Origin of the sequence: Parvivirga hydrogeniphila (assembly GCF_023371205.1) — a bacterium.
In the GTDB taxonomy this organism is placed as follows: domain Bacteria; phylum Actinomycetota; class Coriobacteriia; order Anaerosomatales; family Anaerosomataceae; genus Parvivirga; species Parvivirga hydrogeniphila.
The window spans coordinates 793,118-817,644 of the sequence record NZ_JAMCCO010000001.1; the positions used below are offsets into that span (position 1 = coordinate 793,118).

The 24,527-nt window shown below is 65.9% G+C and carries 21 protein-coding genes; 20 read left to right on the forward strand and 1 reads right to left on the reverse strand.

Annotated elements, in window-relative coordinates; genetic code table 11:
• Positions 1–1,308: a UDP-glucose dehydrogenase family protein gene (locus MX659_RS04145; RefSeq protein WP_267192198.1), complete on the reverse strand. Its 1,308-nt coding sequence runs from the start codon at positions 1,306–1,308 to the stop codon at positions 1–3.
• A 120-nt stretch (positions 1,309–1,428) separates the two neighbouring features.
• On the opposite strand from MX659_RS04145, the gene MX659_RS04150 reads away from it, so the two are divergent.
• From MX659_RS04150 to MX659_RS04245, 20 genes are all read left to right on the forward strand, one after another.
• Positions 1,429–2,841, forward strand: coding sequence for an O-antigen ligase family protein (locus MX659_RS04150; RefSeq protein WP_267192199.1), 1,413 nt, complete (start codon positions 1,429–1,431; stop codon positions 2,839–2,841).
• Positions 2,834–3,568 (forward strand): hypothetical protein, encoded by a 735-nt coding sequence (locus tag MX659_RS04155; protein ID WP_267192200.1) that lies wholly within the window; start codon positions 2,834–2,836, stop codon positions 3,566–3,568. Before MX659_RS04150 ends, MX659_RS04155 begins: the two co-directional genes overlap by 8 nt.
• A gap of 13 nt (positions 3,569–3,581) precedes the next feature.
• Positions 3,582–4,805, forward strand: a complete 1,224-nt coding sequence (locus MX659_RS04160; RefSeq protein WP_267192201.1) for a glycosyltransferase — start codon at positions 3,582–3,584, stop codon at positions 4,803–4,805.
• Positions 4,802–5,968: a glycosyltransferase family 4 protein gene (locus MX659_RS04165; RefSeq protein WP_267192202.1), complete on the forward strand. Its 1,167-nt coding sequence runs from the start codon at positions 4,802–4,804 to the stop codon at positions 5,966–5,968. Before MX659_RS04160 ends, MX659_RS04165 begins: the two co-directional genes overlap by 4 nt.
• A 39-nt stretch (positions 5,969–6,007) precedes the next feature.
• Positions 6,008–8,200 (forward strand): cell wall-binding repeat-containing protein, encoded by a 2,193-nt coding sequence (locus tag MX659_RS04170; RefSeq protein WP_267192203.1) that lies wholly within the window; start codon positions 6,008–6,010, stop codon positions 8,198–8,200.
• A 23-nt stretch (positions 8,201–8,223) separates the two neighbouring features.
• Entirely contained in the window at positions 8,224–9,054 is an 831-nt protein-coding gene (locus tag MX659_RS04175) for a purine-nucleoside phosphorylase (protein ID WP_267192204.1), read from the forward strand.
• A gap of 72 nt (positions 9,055–9,126) precedes the next feature.
• On the forward strand, positions 9,127–10,386 hold the full coding sequence (gene ahcY / locus MX659_RS04180) for an adenosylhomocysteinase (RefSeq protein ID WP_267192205.1): 1,260 nt from the start codon (positions 9,127–9,129) through the stop codon (positions 10,384–10,386).
• A 181-nt stretch (positions 10,387–10,567) separates the two neighbouring features.
• Positions 10,568–11,578, forward strand: coding sequence for a hypothetical protein (locus MX659_RS04185; RefSeq protein ID WP_267192206.1), 1,011 nt, complete (start codon positions 10,568–10,570; stop codon positions 11,576–11,578).
• Positions 11,579–11,657: 79 nt separating this feature from the next.
• A complete protein-coding gene (locus tag MX659_RS04190; RefSeq protein ID WP_267192207.1) occupies positions 11,658–13,010 on the forward strand; it encodes a hypothetical protein in 1,353 nt (450 codons plus the stop codon).
• A gap of 68 nt (positions 13,011–13,078) precedes the next feature.
• Complete coding sequence (gene mtnA / locus MX659_RS04195; RefSeq protein ID WP_267192208.1) at positions 13,079–14,305, forward strand: S-methyl-5-thioribose-1-phosphate isomerase; 1,227 nt, start codon at positions 13,079–13,081, stop codon at positions 14,303–14,305.
• 10 nt (positions 14,306–14,315) lie between these two features.
• Positions 14,316–15,224: an AEC family transporter gene (locus MX659_RS04200; RefSeq protein ID WP_267192209.1), complete on the forward strand. Its 909-nt coding sequence runs from the start codon at positions 14,316–14,318 to the stop codon at positions 15,222–15,224.
• Positions 15,225–15,258: 34 nt separating this feature from the next.
• Positions 15,259–15,927, forward strand: coding sequence for a ComF family protein (locus MX659_RS04205; RefSeq protein ID WP_267192210.1), 669 nt, complete (start codon positions 15,259–15,261; stop codon positions 15,925–15,927).
• 307 nt (positions 15,928–16,234) lie between these two features.
• A complete protein-coding gene (locus MX659_RS04210) occupies positions 16,235–17,113 on the forward strand; it encodes a substrate-binding periplasmic protein (protein ID WP_267192211.1) in 879 nt (292 codons plus the stop codon).
• A 137-nt stretch (positions 17,114–17,250) separates the two neighbouring features.
• On the forward strand, positions 17,251–18,120 hold the full coding sequence (locus MX659_RS04215; protein ID WP_267192212.1) for a transporter substrate-binding domain-containing protein: 870 nt from the start codon (positions 17,251–17,253) through the stop codon (positions 18,118–18,120).
• A gap of 104 nt (positions 18,121–18,224) precedes the next feature.
• Entirely contained in the window at positions 18,225–19,475 is a 1,251-nt protein-coding gene (locus tag MX659_RS04220; RefSeq protein WP_267192213.1) for an ABC transporter permease subunit, read from the forward strand.
• 12 nt (positions 19,476–19,487) lie between these two features.
• A complete protein-coding gene (locus MX659_RS04225) occupies positions 19,488–20,231 on the forward strand; it encodes an amino acid ABC transporter ATP-binding protein (protein WP_267192214.1) in 744 nt (247 codons plus the stop codon).
• A 103-nt stretch (positions 20,232–20,334) separates the two neighbouring features.
• Complete coding sequence (gene hpf / locus MX659_RS04230) at positions 20,335–20,871, forward strand: ribosome hibernation-promoting factor, HPF/YfiA family (protein WP_267192215.1); 537 nt, start codon at positions 20,335–20,337, stop codon at positions 20,869–20,871.
• A gap of 181 nt (positions 20,872–21,052) precedes the next feature.
• A complete protein-coding gene (locus tag MX659_RS04235) occupies positions 21,053–21,712 on the forward strand; it encodes a hypothetical protein (protein ID WP_267192216.1) in 660 nt (219 codons plus the stop codon).
• Positions 21,713–21,979: 267 nt separating this feature from the next.
• Entirely contained in the window at positions 21,980–23,278 is a 1,299-nt protein-coding gene (locus MX659_RS04240) for an HD-GYP domain-containing protein (RefSeq protein WP_267192217.1), read from the forward strand.
• 14 nt (positions 23,279–23,292) lie between these two features.
• Positions 23,293–24,510 (forward strand): HD-GYP domain-containing protein, encoded by a 1,218-nt coding sequence (locus tag MX659_RS04245; RefSeq protein WP_267192218.1) that lies wholly within the window; start codon positions 23,293–23,295, stop codon positions 24,508–24,510.
• Positions 24,511–24,527 lie beyond the last annotated feature (17 nt).

Below are 24,527 nucleotides of genomic sequence, written 5' to 3' on the forward strand. Positions count from 1 at the left end.
TTACGCTCCGCGATGCGCTCCAGGACGGCCCACGGCCATGTACGTCAGTCCGGCTGCAGAGACTCGCGCCGAGTCGAGGCAGTTGCGTCCATCGAAGACGACGGCCGGATCGCGCATGAGCTCGCGTGCGCGCGCCCAGTCGAGATCCATGAACTCCCGCCACTCGGTGACGACCACGGCGGCAGACGCCCCATCGAGCGCCTCCCAGACGGTCTCGGTGCGCCGAGCGCCTGACGGCAGCAGCACAGGTGCAGCAATCGGGTCGTAGGCGCGCACGTCCGCTCCCTCTTCGACGAGGAGCGGCACGATGTCGAGGGCTGGGGACTCGCGTACGTCGTCCGTGTCCGGTTTGAAGGAGAGACCGAGCACCGCGATCGAGCGATCGTGCATGTCGCGCATCGCACGTGTGAGGTGCACCACCGGCAGCAGCCGCTGCCTGTTGTTCACCTCGATGACGGACTTGAGCAAGGTGAACTGGTAGCCGTTCAGCGTCGAGATGAAGTCGAGCGCCCGCGTGTCTTTCGGGAAGCACGACCCGCCGTATCCGATGCCGGCCTTCAGGAACTGTGCGCCGATGCGCGCGTCGAGACCCAGGCCGCGGGCCACCGCGTCGATGTCTGCGCCGATGCAGTCGCACAGGTTGGCGATCTCGTTGATGAACGAGATCTTCGTGGACAGGAACGCGTTGCTCGCGTACTTGATCGTCTCGGCGCTGGTCACATCGGTGGCCAGCACGGGTGCCTCGATGTCCGCGTACAGCGCCCGCATGGTCTCGAGCGCAGCCGCGTCGTCGCTGCCGAGCACGATGCGGTCGGTGTGGAACCAGTCGTCGACCGCGTGGCCCTCCCGGAGGAACTCGGGGTTCGAGACGTAGGCGATCGGCGTGGCGGCGTGTCGTAGATAGCGCTCCGTGAGCGCCGCACCGGTGCCGGGAGGCACGGTCGACTTCATGACGAGCACGAATGGCCGGTCGGCCTCGCGAGCGAGCGACGAGACCGCTGCGCGCACCGCAGAAAGGTCGGCTGAGCCGTTGGGCGCCATCGGGGTGCCGACCGCAACGAAGGTGACATCGCCCACCAGGTCGCGCCAGCCGTTGGCAGGGGTCTCGAAGCGAAGCGTTCCAGCGGCGATGCCCTCTGCCAGCAGGTCCTCGACGCCGGGCTCGAATATCGGGCTTCTGCCAGAGCGCAGCAGGTCGACCTTCTTCGGGTCGATATCGACGCACGTGACGGTATGGCCGGACTTCGAGAGGCAGACGCCGGTCACGAGACCGACGTATCCTGTTCCGACGACGGTGACGGACGCCATGGCATCTCCTTGTGTTGCGTAAAGAGGCGGGACGCGGACTGTCGGTTTTGCGACGTCCGCACGCAAGGGTAACATACGCAAGGTGACGTTCAGGTAGCAGCAGAAGGTCAGGAGCGAAGCGTGCAGGCAGCCGGACAGGTCGAGGCGGGACGGGGCGCTGCGTGGAAGAGCGCGTCCCTGTGGCTCGCCGCGGCCGTCGCAAGCGGAGCGATTGCGGGGCTTGCGGCCACGAGTCGGGCCGGAATGCTCGTGCTTGCGGCCGTGGTCGGCGCCACGGCATTCGCGGCCGTGGTGCGTAAACCGCACCTCGGCGTCTACCTCATCGTCGCACTGGTGCCGCTCGACATCTACGGCCGCATCATCTCGCGCCCGGTCCCGCTCACGCTCTACCAGCTCGCGCTCGCCCTCGCACTCGCTGCGTGGTGGGTGCGTGCAGCAGCAGAGCCGGGCCGCTGGGTGCGGTTCGCGCCGGTGGACGTCGGGTGCGCGATGCTGGTGGCGGCCGCGTTCGCGTCCGCCGTGTGGTCGGTCGATCCGCCGAGCACGCTCCGCGCGGGGGTCCGCGTCCTGTTCGCATGGCTGCTCGCGCTGTTCACGGCGAACGTGCTCACCGGCCGAAAGCGCTTCCGTTTCGCGTACGCCGTTCTGTTGGGCACCGCCGTGCTGCACGGGGCCATCGGCTTCGCGCAGCAGTTCGTGCCCGGGTTCGACCTCGGGCGCGTGAGGGTGTACATGGCGGCAGGGGGTCGCGTGAACTTCGTGCGCGCCTCCGGCTTCTTCGAGGACCCGAACATGTTTGCCGGGTTCCTGGCTGCTTCTTTCGTGGCGGGGCTCGCCTTCGTCGTGCACAGCTCCACGCGGCGCGAGCTCCTCGTCTGGTCGATCGCCACGGCGGTGACCGGGGCCGGGCTGCTGGCGACGCTCTCGCGCACGGGCTGGGTGACGGCTGCGCTCGGAGCGGTGGTAGTAGCGCTCACCGCGCCTCCGCGTAGGAGGATGTGGATCGTGACGGCAGGCTTGGTCGGCGTGCTCGGACTCACGGCGGTGGCGCCGGGCACCGTGGCGACGCGGGCGGCGTCCATCTTCGACACCGAACGGGACGAGTCGAACCGTACGCGCTACGGGATGTACCAGTCGACCATCGAGATGATCCGAGACGACTGGGTCTTGGGCACGGGCCTTGCCGCGTACGAGAAGGTGTACCCTGCCTATCGGAAGCCCGGGACCAGCCAGGTCGTTGTCAAGCCGCATCAGCTCCCGCTCTCGTTCTGGGCGGAGATGGGGGTTCTCGGACTGGCCGTCGAGATGGTGCTCGCGCTCGGTGTGTGGATGCTATTCTGGCCTCGCAGGGGCAGACCATGGTCGGTGTACGAGGGCGCGGCTCTCGCCGGACTGGTGTCGCTGCTTGCGGGCTCGCTATTCCAGTACTATCTGTACTTCGAGTATCTGTGGTTGTTCCTGGCTTTCGCGGTGGCGGCGAGTCGTCTTGGCGCCGGTGTCGCGATCGGATTCGAGCGAGGTCACGATGGCTGAGAGCATGTGCGCACGCATGATGACATTCGTGAAACGAGAGTGGTGGCTCATCGCGACAGTGACGGCTGTCGCGATGACGGTCGCGGTGGTGCCGGCCATGCGCTCCGAGCCGAGCGTCACGGCCACGGCGAGGATCGCCGTGGATGCTGCGTCCCCTGGAAGGGTCCGGGGCGTGCTGCTTCCCGACGACCTCGTGAGGGAGTCGTCGACCGAGCAGTTCCGTGCCGCCGTCGCGCAGGAAGCCGGCGTCGCAGCCGACGAGGTCGCGGGTGCGCTGCGCGTCGCTGCAAGCGGCAGCCCGATCACAAAGGTGACGGTGACGTGCACGATGTCTTCCCAAGATACGGCGGAGCGCGTCGCACAGGCGGCGGCACGCACGCTCATCGAGGCGCACTTGGCTGCGGTGGCGTCGCAGATAGACATGCGCGAACGGCGCGTCGAGATCGCGCAGCAGGCGCTGAAGGACCTTGCGTCTACGGGCGCCAGCGCCACCACGGCAGAGGCGGTCTTCGACCGCTGGAACATCGAGATGGCGCTCGTGGACCAGCAAGACGCTCTCCAGGCGCTGCGGAACGTGTACCTCTACGACGGCTCCGTGACGTCGTCTATCACGAGCGTGCGCTCGCGCGCGATGCGCTCGGCCATCGGCGGGCTGGTGCTCGGTTTCGTCGCAGGGGCGGTGCTCGCGGTCGCACGCGAGCAGTTCCTGGCGAGCCGTGCGGCCTGACGCGCGAAGCGCGGTGAGCGGAGACCGCACATCACGGGAGTCGCGGCTTCGGGGCGTGCTGCTCTCGAAGTCGTTCCCGAACCCGGCCGAGCCGATCCGGGGACTCTTCGTGGAAGAGCAGATGCGGGCGACGGCGGACGCTGTCGTGTGGTCGGTCGTGGCGCCGGTCCCCTACGTGCCCAAGGTTCTGGCTCGCATCTTTGACGAGCCGTACATCAAGGGATCGGGCAGCATCGACGGGGCCAGCGTCCGCTATCCGCGCTATCCGGTAGTGCCGCGCCGCCTCGCGCACCGCCTGGTGCCCGGAGCGATCGCGCGCACGGCAGACAAGGCGTTCAGGGCGGCGAAGATGGAGGTCGACGCGCAGTTCGTGCACGCGCACGAGCTGTTCACTGGGGGCGGCGCTGCGCGTCGGCTGTGCGCTCGCACGGGTCTGCCGTTCGTGGTCACGGCACATGGCCAGGACTTGTACTCGAACCTGCGCCGTCCTGCGTGGCACCGCGAGGTGGAGCAGGCTGTGCGGGCGGCTGCGGCAGTGGTGTGCGTGAGCAGGCGTCTTGCTGACGATGCGGTCCGGCTCGTCGGTGCCGATCCGGCGAAAGTCGTCGTTGTTCCGAACACGTACGACACCGGCCGCTTCCGGTTCGTCGAACGGTCGCGGGCAGGTGCGCCGCGGTTCGTCGCGGTCGGGCGCCTCGTTCCCGAGAAGGGGCACGATGTGCTTCTTGACGCCTTCGCGTCTGTGGCTTCTGCCATCGACGGTGCGCGTCTGACGATCGTCGGTGACGGCGTGAAGCGCGCTGCGCTCGAGGCGCGCGCACGAGAGCTCGGGCTCGAAGCCAGCGTGCGGTTCGCTGGGGCGCTCGCTGGCAGGGCGCTTGCTGCAGAGCTCGCGAACGCCGACGTATTCGTGCTGCCTTCGCGTTCGGAGGGCTTCGGTGTCGTGCTCGTCGAGGCGATGGCGACCGGCCTGCCGGTCGTCGCTACCCGATGCGGGGGGCCTGAAGACATCGTGACGCCTCGTGCCGGGATCCTGGTGGAGGCCGGAGACGCTGAGGACCTGGCGCACGGCATGCGTGAGGCGGTCGAGAGGCTCGACGCGTTCGATGGGGCCGAGATCGCGCGCAGCGCGGCCGAGCGGTTCTCGCCGGCTGCGGTGGCCGCCAGGCTCGTGAGGGTGTACGAGGACGTCATCGCTGGTCGCGCACCGCGCGATGCGATTGGAGGCGAGCGATGAGCGTGCGAGGCACGATCGTCATGGTGGCCAGCGCGTCGGTCACAGCCGATCCGCGCATTATCAAAGAAGCCGAAGCGCTCGTCGCTGACGGCTGGGAGGTCGTCGTGCTCGCGTGGGACCGTGCGAGGCGCGATCCGGAGCGCATCGAGCGCGACGGCTGGCGCATCGAGCGCGTCGGTCCCGAAGCGGCGCACGGCGGCGGGCCACGGAACGTCGCGAAGTACTGGCGGTTCTGGGCAGAGGCCGCCGCACGGTGCGTTGCGCTCGCACCGGACGTCATCCACTGCCACGACCTTGACACCGCCATCGTCGCGGTGAGAGCCAGGCGTCGTCTGCCGCGTCTGCGGGTCGTGCTCGACTTCCACGAGCTGTACCGTGAGAGCCGCGCGCTCCCGCAGGGAGGGCTGCCCGGCGTCATCGCGCGTGCGGCGGCTCGGCTCGTCGAGCGAACGGCGATACCGAAGGCCGATGTCGTCGTGACCGTGACCTCGGCCCACGTGGCGTACTACGAGCGGCTGGGGGCGCGGCGCGTGGTGCTCGTCGAGAACGCGCCCGACCTCGATCGCTACACGGTGGTCGACCGGCGCGAAGACGACTTTGTGGTGAGCTTCATCGGCCAGAAGCGGTGGATAACCGGGCTGGTCAAGCTCATGCAAGCGATCCAGCCGCACCCGCACCTGAAGGCCCTGCTCGCGGGCGGCGGCACGGCGGCGGAGGAGATCGCCCGCATCGCGTCGACGATGGAGCGCATCGAAGTGCTCGGCCGGGTCGAACCGGACGAGATCCCCGGGCTGTACCACCGGTGCGACGCGGTGTACGCGTGCTACGACGCCTCGCTCGGAAACTGGAGAACGACGATCCCCGTGAAGGCGCTCGAGGGCATGGCGTGCGGGCTGCCAGTGATCGTGACGCGCGGCACCTGGATCGGTGACTTCGTCGAGCAGCACGAGCTCGGCTTTGCGATCGACCCGCTGGACGTCGCCGAGGTGGAAGAGGTACTGCTCAGGCTTTCGTCCGACCGCGAGCTCGCGCGGGAGATGGGGCGGCGGGGCAGGGCGATCATCGAGGGCGGGCTGAACTGGGCGGCAGCGGCGCGACGCCTCACAGACGCCTACCGCGGGCTTGCTGGCGAGGCCGGACCGGGTCCGGATGTGGTAGACTGACGCAGGGATGTCGTCGTCGAACCACTGCGGAGGCTCTCCGTGCGTCGCAGCAAGCACATCCACCTAGCGTCTGTCGCTCTTGCGTTGCTCCTCGTCTGCTCGTCGCTTCCGCTGCGCGCTCGTGCGCTCGAACCTGCGGCGATCCCGACCTTCACGATCTCAGGCGGTGGCTGGGGGCACGGCATCGGGCTCTCGCAGTACGGTAGCCAAGGGTTCGCGCTGCACGGCTACACCTATGACTGGATCATCAAGCACTACTTCCAGGGCACGAGCATCCAGAAGGCATCGAACGCGGTGGAAGTGCGCGTCAACCTCGACAAGGACAGCGCGTCCCGACAATCGTGGACGGTGAGGTCGGTCGACGCCACGATGACCGTGTACGATGGCGCTGCATCCGTGAAGCTGCCGAAGAACACCTACTACACGTTCACGAACGACGCTGGCGTCGTCGTCACGAAATACGGCACGGGGTCGGTCGTGGCCACCTTCACGGGCTCGTGGGTCAAGGCAGACCCTGACGGCGAGGCGCTCTTCGAGGTGAAGGACCCTTCAGGCCCGCCTTTGCACCGCGACTATCCCTCCGGGTACCCGTACGTCCGGTGGCGCGGGCGTTTCGAGGTGACGCGCGACGGGACGCAGGGGCTCTACGCATGGAACCTCGTTCCACTCGAGCAGTACCTGTACGGCGTCGTGCCGCGGGAGAGCCCGGCAAGCTGGAAACCGGAAGCGCTCAAAGCGCAAGCGGTGGCGGCGCGCTCGTACGCGAAAGCCAAGATCGACCCGAACGACGACGGTAAACGCGACAACAGCCTCGCGTGCACGACCGCCGATCAGGTCTACGGCGGGCACTCGCGCCTGTCGAACGGCACGGTGGTGATGCACGAGGCGTCGAGCACCAACGCCGCTGTGGACGCGACGCGCGATCTCATCGCGAAGGACGGCTCGACGATCGTGATGACGTTCTTCCATTCGTCCTCGGGCGGAAATACGGCGAACATCGAGGACGTGTGGCCGTCCGCGACTCCGAAGTCGTACTACACCGGCGTCGAATCTCCGTACGAGGCCGACGCTGGAAACCCCAACCAGAGCTGGACGGAGACGATGGACGGTCTGGCGATGGCGGGAAAGCTCGGCGCACCACCCTCGGTCTACGTCCGGCGCGTCTCCATCGAACGGGGCTCGAGCGGCTACCCGAAGTCGACGACGTTCTACTTCAGCAACGGCACGAGCACGACGCTCGGCGCCGATTCGGTGCGCATCAAGCTCGGTCTCAAGTCACCGAACTTCTGGTTCTTCGGTTTCCCGATGCAGCGCATCGCAGGCGCGGACAGGTATGCGACGGCGGTCGAAGTCTCGAAGAAGGCGTACCCGACCACGAGCGCGGCCGTGGTGCTGGCCTCTGGCGAGCAGTACCCGGACGCGCTCTCTGGCTCGGCGCTCGCTGGGGCGGCAAAGGGCCCGCTCCTGCTCACGCGGCCGAACGAGCTTCCGGACGCCGTGCGGATCGAGGTGACGCGCCTGAAGCCCGCAAAGGTGTACGTCCTCGGCGGCGCCGGCGCGGTGAGCGATGACGTGCTGAAGGCTCTGAAGAGCGCGCTGCCCTCTGCAGAGGTGACGCGCGTCGGAGGGGTCGACCGCTACGAGACGTCCGCGAAGGTCGCAGCGCTCGCACGCTCGATGAAGGCCACCACAAAGGCGTTCGTGGTGAGCGGCGAGTCATGGGCAGATGCCGCCGCCGTGTCGCCTGTTGCGTACCGCAAGGGCTACCCGGTGCTCCTCGTGCGCCGCTGGAGCGTGCCGAGCGCGACCGCCGCGTTCCTTGCCGCTGCGAAGCCCGCGGAAGTCCAGGTGGTGGGCGGACCGAGCGTCGTCGACGAATCGGTCGAGGCTTCCGTCGCCGCGCTCACGGGCGGAGCGGCCGGACGCCTCTACGGTGGCGACCGCTACGAAACGGCCGCCGCGGTCGCGCGCTGGGCGCTCGGCGACGGGTTCACCGCGACGGAGCCGTACCTCGCCACCGGGCTCACGTACCCCGATGCGCTTGCGGCGAGCGCGCTCGCCGGCACACGCGGCTTCCCGTTGCTGCTCATGCGGCGCGACTCGGTGCCCGAGGGCACCGCCGCGTTCCTCCGCGAGCACAAGCTTGCGATCAGCACGCTTTGGCTGCTCGGCGGCCCCGGCGCGATCAGCGACGCCGGCGAAGCGGCGCTCGAATCCGCCATGGCGCAGTAAGCATGCTGGAAGGAGAGGTGCGGATGCTGCCGGTCACCCTGGATGTGCCCGAGCAGGACGCGCGTCGCACGCGTGAGGCCCTCGGTGCGCCTGCACGGATCGCGGTGGTGCTCGGCTCCGGGCTCTCGGGCCTCGCCGACGACGCTGCCGATGCGGTCGCGATCCCGTACGCGGAGCTCGACGGCTTCCCGAAAGTCGGTGCTGTCGCTGGTCACGCTGGTCGTCTGGTTGCGGGCACGATCGCCGGCGAGCGGGTGCTCCTCTTCCAGGGCCGTGCGCACCAGTACCAAGGCGCGACGGCGCTTCAAGCAGCGTACCCTGCGCGGCTCGCGGCCGCGGCGGGATGCGAGACGCTTCTCGTGACGAACGCGGCCGGCGGAGTGCGCGAGGGTTTGCGTCCTGGCGACCTGGTGTTGATCTCCGACCACCTGAACCTCATGGGCACCAACCCGCTCATCGGTTGGCCAGGGCCTGACGGCGGTTTCCCGTTCGTGCCGATGCGCGACGCGTACGACCCGGAGCTGCGGGCGCTCATGCGCGCGACAGCGGAGCGGATCGGCGTGGCGCTGCACGACGGCGTGTACGCCGGGCTGCTCGGACCGTCGTACGAGACGCCTGCGGAGGTCAGGATGCTGCGCACGCTCGGCGCAGACGTGGTCGGGATGTCCACGGTCCCCGAAGTGATCGCTGCCCGTGCGCTCGGCCTGCGGGTGGTCGGGCTGTCGCTCGTGACGAACGCAGCCGCAGGCGTGGGTCTGTCGCACGAAGAGGTCCTCGAAGCGGGGAGGCAGGCGGCCGAGAGCATGAAGCTGCTCGCCACCGCCTTCATCGAGGGTTTCGCGCGCATCGCCTGAGCATCGCTTGGTATACTGCACGGGTTCAGGAAACGGCGCGCCTTAAGGCGCGGCCCGCACAAGGAGGTTCCCGTGCAGCACCACGTGAAAGACCTGTCCCTCGCTCCGGCCGGCGTCGCTCGCATCGAGTGGGCCGACCGTGACATGCCTGTGCTCGCGAGCATCCGAGAGCGTTTCGAGCGCGAGAAGCCGCTCGCTGGCGTGCGCGTGAGCGCGTGCCTGCACGTGACGACCGAGACCGCGAACCTGGTGCGCACGCTCGCGGCGGGCGGCGCGGACGTCGTGCTGTGCGCGAGCAACCCGCTTTCGACGCAAGACGACGTGGCGGCAGCGCTCGTCGCGGAGTACGGCATCCGCACCTACGCGATCAAGGGCGAGGACACGGAGACCTACTACGCGCACATCGACGCCGCGATCGACCACAAGCCGCACATCACGATGGACGACGGTGCTGACGTCGTCGGCCGTATCCACGCCGAGCGCACAGAAGCGCTCGAAGGTGTCATCGGCGGCACCGAGGAGACGACGACCGGCGTCATCCGCCTCAAGGCGATGGCAGCCGAAGGCGCGCTCAAGTACCCGATCATCGCGGTGAACGAGGCGAACACCAAGCACCTGTTCGACAACCGCTACGGCACCGGCCAGTCGACGATCGACGGCATCATCCGGGCGACGAACCGGCTTATCGCTGGCCGGACGGTCGTGGTGAGCGGCTACGGCTGGTGCGGCCGCGGCGTGGCGATGCGCGCCGAGGGGCTCGGTGCGAACGTCATCGTGTGCGAGGTCGACCCGCTGCGCGCGCTCGAAGCGGTGATGGACGGCTACCGCGTGATGCCTGCTGCTGAGGCTGCTCGCGAGGCCGATATCTGGGTGACGGTCACAGGCGACATCAACGTCATCGATTCGTCCGCGTTCGACGCCATGAAAGACGGTGCGATCATCGCGAACTCGGGCCACTTCAATGTCGAGATCAATATCCCGCACCTGCGCGAGCGGGCGGTGGCGGTGCGCGAGGTCAAGCCGCTTGTGGAGGAGTTCGAGCTCGCCGACGGCCGCCGGATCTACCTGCTCGCCGACGGCCGGCTCGTCAACCTCGCGTGTGCGGAAGGTCACCCCGCCTCCGTGATGGACATGAGCTTCGCCAACCAGGCGCTCAGCGCCGAGCACATGGTCAAGCACGCGGCCGAGCTCGCGCCCGGCGTGTACGACGTGCCGCGCGAGATCGACGAGCGCATCGCTGCGCTCAAGCTGGCCTCGATGGGCGTGCGAATCGACACCCTCACCGAAGAGCAGGAGCGGTACCTGCGCTCCTGGCAAGAGGGGACGGTGTAGGGGCCGAGAGAGCGGCTCAGCAGCTGAGACGTGGGGGTCGGAGACGACCATGTCACAGTCCCATGACGGCTGTCATACAGTTTGAAGACGCGGCCGCTCTTCCAACTTGACGTCGGCCAGAGGGGGTTACGATTCCTCTGAGTCCGGGGTTCGCTACGGTGCCGAAGGGGAGGTGGCAGCCATGCGATCGCGTGCCGGCAGGTCGGTATCCGTCTCGATGGCTCGGTTTCGGTGTGCGATCCGTAAAGCTTGCGCGGTGGTGTTCGAACACAGAACCAGACCCGTCGCCACGTCTCTCGTTGCAGGTTCGACCGCGCTGGCCATGTTGCTTACGGCGATGCCACTGGCAGCCTTCGCCGATGACGTGTCGGATCGAAGATACTCGGTGTTGTACGGCGGCAACTTCGACGACGCTGATGCGCATCGCTTCTCGTATCGTCTGTACTACCACGGGTATGCTGGTTCTTGGCGAGGAAAGACCCAATCCTCGTACTACCGAGACGAGGACGATGTCAATCACTGGGATATCACGAACGGCTATCCGGACAAAGATCCGTGGCCCGGAGCAAACGCTCGGGATTTGCTGTATCTCTCGACTCACGGACGCTCGAACCTCATGACGTTCTACAGCCCGGTTCGCGTAGGGGATCTTACGCGGGAGACTGACCAGAACAAAGCGCCGGCGGTTCGCGTTGCGCGCGAGTACGTGTCGCGCGTTGATTCGCTCCCAGCGGATGCCGTGGTGGTATCCGTACGAGGGTTTGCAGGCGACGGGCTTGATCCTTCTACGGGTGTCGAAAGCGATGCCGGGGTCCTTGCGGCAGTGGTCGAATTCGGACACAGTCTCGATGGAATACCCATTGCGGGGCACCTGGCGGACAAGATCGTCTGCCGTCTGACAAGCGAAGGCGTGTTCCATTACCGGAAGACCTGGCACTCAGTGGAAGGTATTCGTCGAGGCTCGCGCAGCGTTCCGATCATCTCGGCAAGTGATGCGCTTGCAGCTGTCGCTCGAGACGGAGAGCGGATCCTCGACGTACCAAGCGTAGCGGATATCGAAGAAATAGAACTCGTCTACTACGCGCAAAGCAGCATAGCAGGAGCACAGGCACTGCTTCCGGCGTGGCGGATCCGCGTCAGCGGAAATGATGTATACGTGAACGCGGTGACCGGCCGCATCATGATCGACTGAAATGCGGAATCGGTAGAGGTCGATGCCGTTGAACCGCACGCGCCCTCATGGGATATCAAGCGCATTCGCTGGAATAGCCGTGGCCGCAGCGGTCGCTGCAGCAGTCCTCGGTCAGGGCTGCTCGACAGGCGGCAGCTTCTCGTCTTCCGACCGCTTACGGCTGCAAGTGTTGTATGAGAACCCGGACGTGGCGCCTGGCGCTGTCGTCGCGGTGCCTGACTCTCGGCGGCCGGTGGTTGTGGCTGAGAACGCCGTCCTGGAGTTCGGTCGCAGGTGGAGGGTTGCGAGGCACGTGCTGCTCTCCGAGGAATACAGCACGTACCGGGGCTGGAGCAGTCTTGGGCACCCGTATCATATTCCCCCGTGCGTGACTGCAGACGGCCGGATCTTGTTGACTCGCCAGAAGCCTGCGCGAAGCCGCGATGATGCTGGCAACATGGTCGTGAAACACGAGGACGAGCTCGTCCTCATGGACGTGCACGACCCGGCACGGATAGAGACGATCATCTCCGCTCCTGGGGCGATCGATTGGTTCGATGCCCGTCTCAGTGACGGGCGGGGCATGGTCATCGTTGGGTGGTCAGAGTCTATGACCGGGAGCACCAGAGTCCTTGTTGCCAGGTGCGTCGGCTCCGGTTCCTGGGAGACAGTATGGTCGAGCGATAGGGACTGGCCCAGATTCGTGGGGCTCTATGGAGTGGTTGACGATTGCAAGGACGGCGGCCTTGCAGCGCTCATCTACGGCCTCAGCGAGTCGCTTCCCAAGGGCGAGTTCTTGCTGATACAAGTGCCAGAATCAGGCGAGCATGCTGTACGCGAGATCGGGAGGTCTGTGGCATGGACCCCTGAGGAGCGCAAAGGCGTCGCTCGGAATTTGCACCTCTTCGGTCACATGCGGACAGAGGGGGGTATCCGCCTGGTATTCGAGCATGACGTGCGAGGCGCCTACCCCGAGACGCTGGTTGCTGATAGTCAAGGGCGCATGCGCAAGCTGGACCTCGGAGCCGATGTGTGCGGCCTTGTGGATGCGAGTGATGGGAGTGACGCGATGATCCTGTTGAGTGACCATAGGTCCCACACGTTCTCTATCTACGATGTCGGCAGCGGAAAGCGCGTTGTGCAAATCGACGCAGGCATCACGCACGGGGATGTCGAGTTGGCGATTCCTTGCGATTTCGACGGCGATGGGAGCCGAGACGTGATCATGTTCGCTCCGACCATGGAGGCCGATGTCACAGGGCTTCCCGGGTGGCAGATGGGGATCGCCAAAGGACTTGATGGTGGGGGTCTTGGACCAGTGGTCTGGAACAGATTCTCGCTGCAGCCGCTCTCGGTGCAGGTCGTCGACCTGGATGAGAACGGTCGCGACGAGATAGTGCTCGGGCTCGACGACGGACAGCGTGGGTGCGTGCAGATTCTTGGCGTCCGCTGAGCGTCTCACGCTCGTCTATAATCACATCTCGTGTTGTCTTTCGCTATGACGAGATTGTGGAGCCACCCATGCCTTCGCTCGATGACATCCCTCGTACAATCTGGTGGCAAGACGGGCGCGTGATGCTCGTCGACCAGTCGCGGTTGCCGCTCCAGGGCGACCTTCTCGCCTGCAACACCTACGAGGGCGTTTGTCAGGCGATCAAGGGCATGGCGGTCCGGGGCGCTCCCGCGCTCGGCGTCGCTGCTGCGCTCGGGGTCGCGCTCTGGGCCACGACCGAGGGGGCGGACATCGACGACATCGATGCGTTCCTTGCACGGCTCGACGAGGTGGCGGGGGAGATCGCGGCAACGCGGCCGACGGCGGTGAATCTCGCGTGGGGCGCAGAGCGCATGCGCCGCTTCGCTCACGACAACGCCGATGCGGGCCTGTCCGAGCTTCGCGACCTGCTCGTGCAGGAGGCGCTCCGCATCCGCGCCGAGGACGAGGAGCGCAACCGCGCCATCGGCGCTCACGGAGCTGCGCTCATCGAGCCGGGCAGCCGCATCCTCACGCACTGTAACGCCGGTTCGCTCGCCACCGCGTACTACGGCACAGCGCTCGGCGTCATCTTCACAGCGCACCAGCAGGGCAAGGTCGAAGGCGTGTGGGTGGACGAGACACGGCCGGTGCTGCAAGGCGCGCGGCTCACCGCCTGGGAGCTCAAGCTGGCGGGCGTCCCCTTCAAGCTCATCACAGACAACATGGCCGCAAGCATCATGCGTGCGGGCCTCGTGGATGCGGTGATCGTCGGCGCGGACCGCATCGCCGCGAACGGCGACGTTGCGAACAAGATCGGCACCTACGGGCTTGCGGTGCTCGCGAAGGAGCACGGGATCCCCTTCTACGTCGCGGCGCCGACCTCCACGGTCGACCTCACGCTCGAAAGCGGCGATGACATCGTCATCGAGGAGCGCGACCCCCGCGAAGTGCTCGGCGTGACGGCCTCGGGCGTCATCGAGCCGGACTCGGCGAGTGCGCAGCGCGCCTTCGATGCGCTCACGGAGAACGGCCCGTACACGGTGCCAATCCAGAAGGGCCATCAAATGGTGATCGAGCGCAAAGGCGCGGCGTACCGCTTCGACGGCTGGTTCCGCGTCGCGCCGCCGAACATCGAGGTGTACAACCCTGCGTTCGACGTCACGCCTGCGGCGTACGTGACCGCGATCGTCACCGAGCGCGGCGTCGTGCGGGCGCCGTACGAAGAGGCGCTGGCGAGCGCGTGCTGCGGTTCGGGCGCCATCCACGAGCTGTAGGGAGGCGCGCGTGCCGCTCGGCGAGCTCTTGGGCGTCATCGCCACGATCCTCGGCTATGTTGCCATCGGCGTGGCGCTCAGGGTCACCGGGGTGCTCAAGCCCGAGGACGCCAAGCCGCTCAACGCAGTCCTGCTCAACGTCGGGCTGCCTGCGCTCGTGTTCTCGTCCGTGCATGGCGCGAAGATCGAGCGTTCGCTCGCTCTCGTGCCTGCGCTCGCGTGGGTGGTTGCGCTCGTGGGGCTCGCGGCGGCGCTCCTGCTTGCACGCGTCCTGAAGCTTCCGCCGGCGGCAGCAGGGGCGTTCGTGCTCGCGGCGGTGTTCGGCAACACGGGCTACATCGGGTATCCGGTGGCGCACGCGCTTCTCGGCGAGCCGGGGCTCGTGCGGGCGATCTTCTCGGACATATTCGGCAACACGCTTGCGATGATTGCGGTCGGTGCGCTGGTCGCGGCACGCATCGCGCGGCACGAGGCCGACGTCCGCCCGCTCAAGGAGATAGTGACGTTCCCACCGTTCGTCGCGCTCGCACTGGCGTTGGCGACGCGCGGCGTCGACGTTCCAATCGCGTTCATGGACTGGTTAGGCGCGCTCGGTAGGATCGTGGTACCGCTGATCATGATCTCGGTGGGCCTGTCGCTCAGGCCGCGGAAGCTCAAGGACCAGGCGGGGGTGGTTGCCGCTGTTGCTGCCGTGAAACTGGTGGTGCTGCCGCTGGTGGGGCTGCTGGCGGCGCGGCTGATCCTGCGCGACGAGGCGTCGGCCCGGGTCGTCGTACTCGAGGCGAGCGTGCCGACGATGATGATGGCGGTGATCATGGGGCATCGGTTCGACCTCGACACCGACCTCATCGCTTCGGCTGTGCTGGTGACGACGGTGGTGTCGGTCGTCGCCATTCCAGTGTGGCAGATGCTCGTGTGAGCAGCGTCGGCGGATGCCGGAACAGGGGGAGGGGATGCTCGACTGCGTGCTGGATCTCATCGCGCCGTTGAAGTGCGCCGGGTGCGACGAGCCGGGTACCGCGCTGTGCGAGGCGTGTTGGCGGGAGGTCGTCCGCATCGACCCTGCGGGAGCCTGCCCGCGGTGCGGCGAGCCGTGTGCGGCCGGCGGTCGGCATGCGTGCGGGTGCCGGCACGCGGCGTTCGAGGCCGTGCGGTGCTTCGGTGTGCTGGCGCCGCCGCTCTCGTCGGCGATCGCGCTGCATAAGGATCCTGGCGAACGTCGCTACGGCCCCATGCTGGGCGCTTTCGCTGCCACGGCGTGCGCCGAGTGGAGCGGGTGGCCGGAGGCGGTCGTGGCGATCCCGCCGACGCGCAGCGCCCGTCTGCGCCGCGGGTACGACCACACGCAGCCGCTCGCTCGCGTCGTCGCAGAACGCCTGGGTGCGCCTGTCGAGCGGCTGCTGGCGGCGCGGGAGCGGCCAGACCAGCGGGAGCTCGGACGGCAGGCGCGCCGCGAGAACGTGCTCGGGGCGTTCGTTGTGCGACCAGGCGTCCGCGTACCAGCGAGGGTGCTTCTCGTGGACGACGTGATGACCACCGGCTCAACGCTCGACGCGGCCGCCCGCGTGCTCAGGTCGCACGGAGCAGACGCGGTCCGAGCTGTCGTGGTCGCACGCGCCTGAGGAGGTGCTGCCGGCAGCGTGCACACCTGCTACACTTCATGATGCTTCCATCCGGGTCTGTGGTTGCGGGCGCTTCGGCGCCTTAGTCCAGGGTAGGCGCGGCCGAAAGGACCCACGTAAGCCGGAGGCCATGCCTCCGTGTGAGCATGGCGCGCCTTAGGGGTAAGTCGCACCGTCCGCTTCGGCGGGCGAGAGGGCCGGTAGTGAGATAGCATCAAGCGGAAGCCCCAGTGCGCGAGTGTGGGGCCAAAGACCAGGTCAGCCGGATGGAAGCACGTACACTTCTCGGTCACCGGAGGTGCCTCGGATGAAGCGAGACGGCATGCGCTGGCGAGCATTTGCCGTAGCGGCGGTCGTGGCGCTCGCGCTTGCGGGCGTCGGCTGCCAGAAGAAGGCAGAGGGGCCCGCATTGACGCCGAAGGTGGCGCCACCAGCCATCAAGCAGGCCGGCGTGCTCACGGCAGCCATCGATCCGACGCAACCGCCGTTCGCCGGTACGGTCGACGGCCAGGTGGACGGCCTGGACGTCGACGTAGCTGCTGCGCTCGCCGAGCGTCTCGGACTGAAGCTCAAGATCGTCGAGATGCCGTGGAGCGATGTCCCGGCTGCGGTGGCCAAGGGTGCGGTTGACGTCGGCTTTGCAGCGATTCCAATCACAGACGCCGTGCTCGCGAATGTATCGGTCGCGGGTTCGTACGCGACCGACGGCATCGGTCTGTTCGGCGTCGCCACGTCGCAGACAGCAGAGGCGACTGCATCTGTGGCACCGGAGCAGGCGGCCTCTCTCGTCAGTGGAGCGCGCGTTGCATGCCAGTCCGGGTCTGCTGCGCAGTGGTACCTCGAATCGGAGTACTGGGAAGGGTTCGCCATCACCTACGACACCGTCCGTGAGGCGTTCGACGCGCTTATCGCAGGCGAGGTCGACTACGTGGCGTGCGACGCGTTCGTCGGCGCGTACCTCTCTCGGGACTACCAGAACGTCCGGTTCGTCGCGCCGCTCGGCGAGGCGACGCCGCTCGGCGTGCTGGTCGCGAAGGACTCGACCGACCTCGAGAGCGCTGTGCGCGACGTCCTCGACGGCATGGCGGCAGATGGGACGTTGGCGACGATCCGGACGAAGTGGGTGGGGGACTTGCCCGAACTGCGGGCGCTCGGCTCATCCGAGACGACCGGCTCGACTCAATAGCGCGACCGCATATAACTCTTTCGAAAATGCATATGCAGCCAACCGCTTCCACATAGCGTTCCGATTTGCGCTATAGTTATGCGCAGCGATTGGGGCCGGGCAGCTCAGGCGCCCGGGGCGGAAGACAGGAGGAGTCCATGAGCAGGTTCCGCAAGGCGCTCGCACTGGCAGTCGTGTGCGCTCTGGCTCTGAGCGCTCTCGCGCTCGGCGGGTGCGCCAAGAAGGAAGACACCGGCACTGGCGGCGAGACCGGTGCGCGGGTCATCAAGAGCGTGGACGATCTGAAGAGCGGCGACAAGGTCGGCGTCCAGTCCGGGACGACGGGCGAGGAGTGGGCGAAGAAGAACCTCGCGCCCAAGGGCGTCCAGGTCGTGCCGTACGATGACGTCCTCCTCGCGTTCCAGGCGCTGCAGGCGGGCGACGTCGTTGGTGTCATCAACGACCTGCCGATTTCCCAAGACATCGTGAAGGATGAAACGCGCGGGCTGGAGATCGTCCAGGAGATCAAGACCGACGAGACGTATGGGTTCGCCTTCAACAAGAACAACCCGACGCTGCGCGACGCGGTGAACTGGGCGCTCGCCGAGGTCATCAAGGACGGGACGTACAACGAGATCTACAAGAAGTGGTTCGGTTCCGAGCCGATGTCGATGCCTGAGGCGACCAGCGGCGTTAGCGAGAAGCCGGCCGGCGAGATCAAGACGCTCACCCCCGGGAAGATCATCGTCGGGTCCGACACCGCCTTCCCGCCCTTCGAAAATGTCGAGGGTGGCGAGATTGTGGGGTTCGACGTCGACCTCATGAAGGCGATCGGAGAGAAGCTCGGGATGGACGTCGAGTTCAAGAGCTACAAGTTCGACGCGCTCATCACCGGCCTGCAGGCCGGCACCGAGTTCGACATGGTCGCGTCGGCGATGACGATCACCGAGGAGCGCAAGCAGTCGGTGGACTTCTCGGATCCGTACATCAACTCCAACCAGTCCCTCGCCGTCCGCAAGGCCAAGTAGCAGAGCGGGCGTCACGAGGCTCAAGAGCCGTGAAGGGCCGGCGGGCAGGTCTCGCCGGCCCTGCGGTATGATGCGCAAGACGGTTCTGCGCGAGGAGGAAGCGCGTGAAGCGGCACGTTCGCACTCGCATCGTTCAGGCAGTGTATCTGACGCTGGGGATAGCGCTGCTCGCAGCGCTGCTCACGATGACCGGTCCGGAGCGGTTGACGTACGACCGTCCGGCGCCGCGGGGTCAGACCGGGATGGTGCGAGACGAGTTCCCGATTCCGCCGACGCTCGACGTCGTCACCATCGCGAGGCAGAACGCGAACGTCGTGCTGCCGCAGGCGACGCTTGCGCCGGGAAGCGTCGTGACGCTCAAGCGTCAGCCACCGGGTGGCGGCATGGGCTCTTCCACGTGGGTACTGGGGGCGGTCGAGACCTCCCCGGCGGTCCTGCTCAACGGTGCTCCGGTCGCTGGCGAGACGACGCTTGCTGATGGCGATGTGCTGACCGTGGGCGGCGTGCCGATCACCTTCGAGGCGGGCCGCCGAGGTGTCCTCGGTGCTCTGGACTGGTGGGAGACAGGCAAGGTCTCGCACCTGTTCGCATCGCCGAAGGTCATCGTGCAGGCCTTTCCCCAGGTGCTCAAGGCGTTCCCGGTGTCGCTGCTATGCGTCCTCGTGGCGTACCCGCTCGCGATCCCGATCGGTCTTGCGCTCGCCTTCATGAAGATGGCACGCTCAGGGTGGTTCCGGCTCCCATCGACCGCGTACATCGACTTCATCCGCGGCACGCCGCTGTTCTTGCAGATCCTCATCGTCTTTTTCGGGCTCCCGCTCCTGCCCCCGTGGCAAGCGCTGCTTGCGGCGTTCCCGGGACTCAATGAGCCAGGGCCGTTCGGGCCGACGTACTCGTTGTACGTCCGCACGTTCGCGGTGCTGTCGTTCAACTCCGCCGCGTACATGGCCGAGATCTTCCGCGCCGGCATCCAGTCCATCAACAAGGGCCAGATGGAGGCGGCGCGCTCGCTCGGCATGACCACTCCGCAGGCGATGGCCTTCGTCATCATCCCGCAGACGGTCAGGCGCATACTCCCGACGATGATGTCCGAGTTCATCTTGCTGTTCAAAGACACCTCGCTGCTGGCGGCGGTCGGCATGGGCGAGATGGTGATGCGAGCGCGGGAGGCGGCCTCCTCGACCTACAACGTCTCGCCGTACCTGCTCGCAGCGGCGTTCTACCTCGTGGTGACCATCCCGCTCGGTCGTCTGGTGCACCGGCTGGAGAACCGGCTGGCGCAGTCCGAGGGCGGAGGGATATCCGTGTCGGAGAGCGTGCCGACCATCGATTCCGAGCACGCGATAGCGGTGTGAGAAGGGGCGCGAATGGATCCCAGCAGCGAGCCGGTCGTCCGCATCAAGGGGCTCCGCAAGCGTTTCGGAGACCTCGAGGTCCTGCGCGGCGTCGACATGGACGTGCGCAAGGGCGAGGTCGTCGTCATCCTCGGGCCGTCGGGCTCAGGCAAGTCCACGCTGCTGCGCTGCGTGAACCGGCTTGAGGAGCCCACGGGCGGCGAGGTGTGGTTCGAGGACATCCTTGTGAACAGCCCCAAGACCGACATCAACCGCGTGCGCGAGAAGATCGGGATGGTCTTCCAGAGCTTCAACCTGTTCCCGCACCTCACCGCCAAAGGCAACGTGATGCTCGCACAGCGCAAGGTGCTCAAGCGCTCGAAGGAAGAGGCCGAGCGCATCGCCGTCGAGCAGCTCACGCGCGTGGGGCTCGCCGACCGCATCGACTACTACCCGGCGCAGCTCTCCGGAGGCCAACAGCAACGCGTCGCCATCGCCCGGGCGCTCGCGATGGATCCGCACGTCATGCTGTTCGACGAGGTGACCTCCGCGCTCGATCCCGAGCTGGTGCGCGGCGTGCTCGACGTGATGAAGCAGCTCGCGCTCGGCGGCATGACGATGCTCGTGGTGACGCACGAGATGGGGTTCGCGCGCGACGTCGCAGACCGCGTCGTGTTCATGGACGGGGGCGTCATCGTCGAAGAGGGGCTTCCGGACGAGGTGTTCGACAACCCCAAGCACGAGCGCACCAAGGACTTCCTGGGGCACATCAGCTAGCGTCTGCAGTGGGTGCTGCCGGGACCAAGGTGCGCCGAGCTCTCGTACCAACTCAGGGCGGTTGGGTATCTTCAAAGTGTCCGACCACGTGAGGAGGTCTGCGATGAACACAGTCGTGAAGGGTCGCCACATGGATGTCACGCCGGCTCTCCGCGAGTACGCGGAAGAGAAAATCGGCAAGGCCGCCAAGCTTCTGAACGATCACATGGTGATGAGCATCGAGATCGAACTGAGCGCTGAGCGCAACCCGGCGATCGAGAAGAAGCACGTGGCGGAGGTCACGCTGTTCACGAAAGGCCACGTCATTCGGGCGAAGGAGGCCGCCGTCGACATGTACGCGGCCATCGACCTTGTGTCCGAGAAGCTCGAGCGCCAAGTCCAGAAGCTCAAGACGAAGCTGCAGAACCGTCACAAGGCCGCTGCGCCGGCGATTGCCGAAGCGGCTCCTGTTGAGGAGTCCGAGCCGAGCATCGTCAAGCGGAAGGTCATCGAGGTCAAGCCGATGGCGCCTGAAGAGGCGGCGCTGCAGATGGAGCTTCTGGGGCACGACTTCTTCGTGTTCGCTTCGGCTGAGACCGAGAGCATCAACGTGCTGTATCGCAGGAGCGACGGCGACTACGGACTCATCGTCCCACGGTAGAGCTGGCTGCGGCGATTGCGAGAGGGCGGCGCGAGCCGCCCTCTTATTTGTTACTGCGAGTTACGATCGTGCTGTGATTGTTGACACAGTCCGGCCGCTGGGATTAGATAGAGCGCAGCGGGCCAAGGCAGACACATTCGCAGACGTGCACGTGCAGCACAGCAGCAGCAGGAGGTCCGACGTGGAGCGCAGCATCTCTGCAGCCACGATAGCCGAGATCGAAGAGGCGCTGTCGCAGGTCTCCGAAATCAAGGCTGCGCGCGTCGTGGCGTCTTCCGAGGGATACATCGAAGAGATCCACGTGCTCGCTCTGCCGACCAAGTCGCCGAAGCAGCTCGTGCGCGACATCGAGTCGACGATCATGGCCACCTTCGGCATCCCGGTCGACCACAAGAAGATCTCGATTGCGCAGCTCGGTCAGGACGCGGTTCCGAAGACCTCACCGTACGACCATCCACGTGCCCTCATCCGCTCCGTCAGCACCGAGACCGCGGGTCTGGAAGTGAAGGTCTCCGTGGCGCTGGAGATTGGGGGCGAGCTCTTCATCGGCACGGCCACAGGGCCGGCAAGCCAGACGACGAGGCAACGGCTCGTGGCGCAAGCGGCCTTGAACGCTGTCGAAGAGTACCTGCAGGGATCCATGGCGTTCGCGCTCGAGGACGTCGCGATCGTCAGGCTCGGTCAGCAGACCGTGGCCGTGGCGTGCATCGCCCTCGTGACATCGCTCGGAGAACAACCGCTCACCGGCGCGGCCCTCGTGCGCCAGAGCGAGAAGGATTCGATCGTCAAGGCGACGCTGGACGCGCTCAATCGACGCCTCGGGTTTTTGACAACGACATAGACAAATTTGGGCCAACGCCGTGCCGTATTGCATGAACACTGTCAGCATTCGATCGAGCGGAGCGGACAGGGTTCTTCCATTGCTAGCGGGATGGGAGAAGACACCACTGGTAAAGGGGGTCTTCTCAAATGAAGCGGATTGCTTTCCTTCTCGCGTCTCTCGCCGCTCTCGTTCTTGGTGGCGGGGCTCTGAAAATCCCGACCCAATAGAGCGTCTTCCAGCAAACGGCGTCGGCGTTGGCTCATCACTTCCTGGTTGGAGCTACTGGTGAGGCTGAACCGAAAAAGGCTACTTGCGATACTCACTGTGATCCTTGCAGTCTTCATTGCTGCAGGGGTTTGGAGGGTCTATCCGCTGACCCAGTGGCTTCCGCTTGCAGGATTGTCGTTGCTCACATTCATGTTTGCGAATCTCGCTCTGGACCTACGGCCTGGCCTGGTCAACTCTTTGGACAGTTCCGTTGTGACGGCCGCCTATTTGCTCTATGGGCCGCTGGGGGCTGGTACCGTGGCGTCCTTTGTGCTACCCCTCCGCGCCTACATCCGGGACCGCACCCCGCTCGTGGTTGTCGTGCGGAACATGGCGGCGGCCTTCTCCGTGGCCGCCGTGGCGGGTTTCGTCGTTTCTCAAGCCATCAGGCTGCTCTCAGGGCCGAGCTCCATGGGTTGGTCCAGCACGGCGCAGGGATTCTTTGTTGCAGTCCCGTTCGTGGTTCTGATGAACTGGTTCAATGATGCAGACGTTGCTCTCTACTACGCTTTAAGCAAAAGGATGAGGTTTGTCGATGCGCTGAAGTCGGTCGACTCACTTGCCGACATGCCAGGCAATCTGGTTCTCGCAATCCTAGGGTACGCCCTGGCCGTGCTCGTATCTGCGGGGAGCTGGGTCGGCGCGGTTCTTCTTCTAGCTCCGGTCGTGGTGGTGCGTAGAGCGTTCCGAGTGTACGCAGAATTGGCATCGATGTACGCATCAACCCTCGGGGCGCTGGTGAGCGCTATCGAGGCCAAGGACCCATACACGAAGGGCCACTCTGAGAGGGTCGCGGGAATCGCTCGAAAGATTGGTGCTGCTCTGAAGCTCGGCAAGAGCGAGATCGTTGCTCTTGAGCGAGCCGCGCTGCTACACGACGTGGGGAAGATAGCTATTCCAGGCCGGATACTCCAGTATCAGGGAAGACTCAGCGACGAAGACTATGATCTGATCCAGCAGCATCCAGCCATGGCCGTCGAAGTGCTTGCACACATCGATTACGCGCAAGAGCTGCTTCCCATCATCCGGCACCACCATGAGCGGGTCGGCGGGCTTGGGTATCCGGACGGCCTGAACGGCGATGAGGTTCCGCTGCTTTCGAGAATACTGGCTGTTGCAGACGCGTACGATGCCATGACTTCGGACAGGCCATACAGACCCGGCATGTCGCGCGAAGAGGCCGTGAGAGAGCTGTACCGATGCAGCGGCACGCAGTTCGATCCGCGAGCGGTAGAGGCGCTCGTGCAGGTTCTCCAGGGTGAGCACGGCGATGCGCTCGATGATGGGGCACCCCGCACGCCTGCGCCTTCTCAGTGAGAGATGGTGAGTCCTTGATCAAAGCGCTGGAGATGTCGGGCATTCTGGTTCTGGCGGGAAGCGCCCTGAGGTTGCTTCGCGTCAAGCTCCCCAGAGGGGAAATGCGTTCCTTTGACACCGCAGTCGTTGTCCTGGCCCTTTGGCATCTGGGTCTAGTTCCCGGAATCGCTATCTCAGTATTGACGGGCGCCGTAGAAGCCCTGCACCGCCGGCTGATTCTGAAAGAGCCGGCCTCTCTGGCGGTCGATGCCGTGGCAGAAATCCTTCGCCGGCTTCTTGTGCTTTTCGTCGTCGGATCTCTCTTGCTCGTTGTGCCGAACGGTATCGAAGGCGATGGAGTGGTTGCGGCAGTGCTCGTTCTCGGCTGCGTGCACGCGCTTGTGGACGAAGCGTCCCATCGCGTCTTGGTAGCAGCCATGGCGAGGGACCATAGGCGATTGTTTAGGGCTGGGGCGATGCCTGCCGAGCCAGTTGCAAGCATCTATGCGCTACACATCCTGCTCTCATCGGTGGCCAGCAGGCTCATCGCTCTCATGGGTGTATGGGGGACGCTCCTGCCTCTAAGCATCCTTCTGCTGCTCCAGTACGGGCTCGTCATGTACATGAGGATCCGGCTCGCCTACTCGCAGACCATCGCAGCTCTTTCGCGGGCCATAGAGATGGCGTTGGGTGACGCCCCGGGTTCGTCAAGCGATCTGGCCGACTTGGCTGTCAGGGTCGGAAAGTGGATCGGCCTGAAGAGCGAGACGTTGGAGAACCTGAACTACGCGGCCTTGCTGCGACGCATCGGATGGATCGGGCTTGTGACGGACACCGAGGCCGCAGCAGGTGCAGGCTCTCCACCGACCCATGGCGCAGAGAGAAGCGCGGGCGTTCTCTCCTCGATCGAGTTCCTCAGGGGGGCCGCCACGATCATCGCGCCGACGGTCGTAGAGAGCGGGTGTGCTGAGGAGTCGGCTGCCGCGGCGCAAATCCTCGAGGCCTGCGTTCTATACCAGGAAGAGGTTTCGGCATCTGCGCAGCCGGAGCTCGCCCTTCGGTGCATACAGGACCGGTTGCAGACCTGCGAGCAAGTGATGCGGGCGTTGGAGCACGAAGCGCAGCGGAGCAGGATGATGGAGCTCGATGCACAACCGAGCGCTTCGTCGTGGCGTGCAGAACATGCATGGGGCGCAAGGCGGTGTCTTTTCAGGCGGCCGGTCTCGTGGTACAAAACACGACACCCTCGGTGAGTCTCCGGATAGGGGGA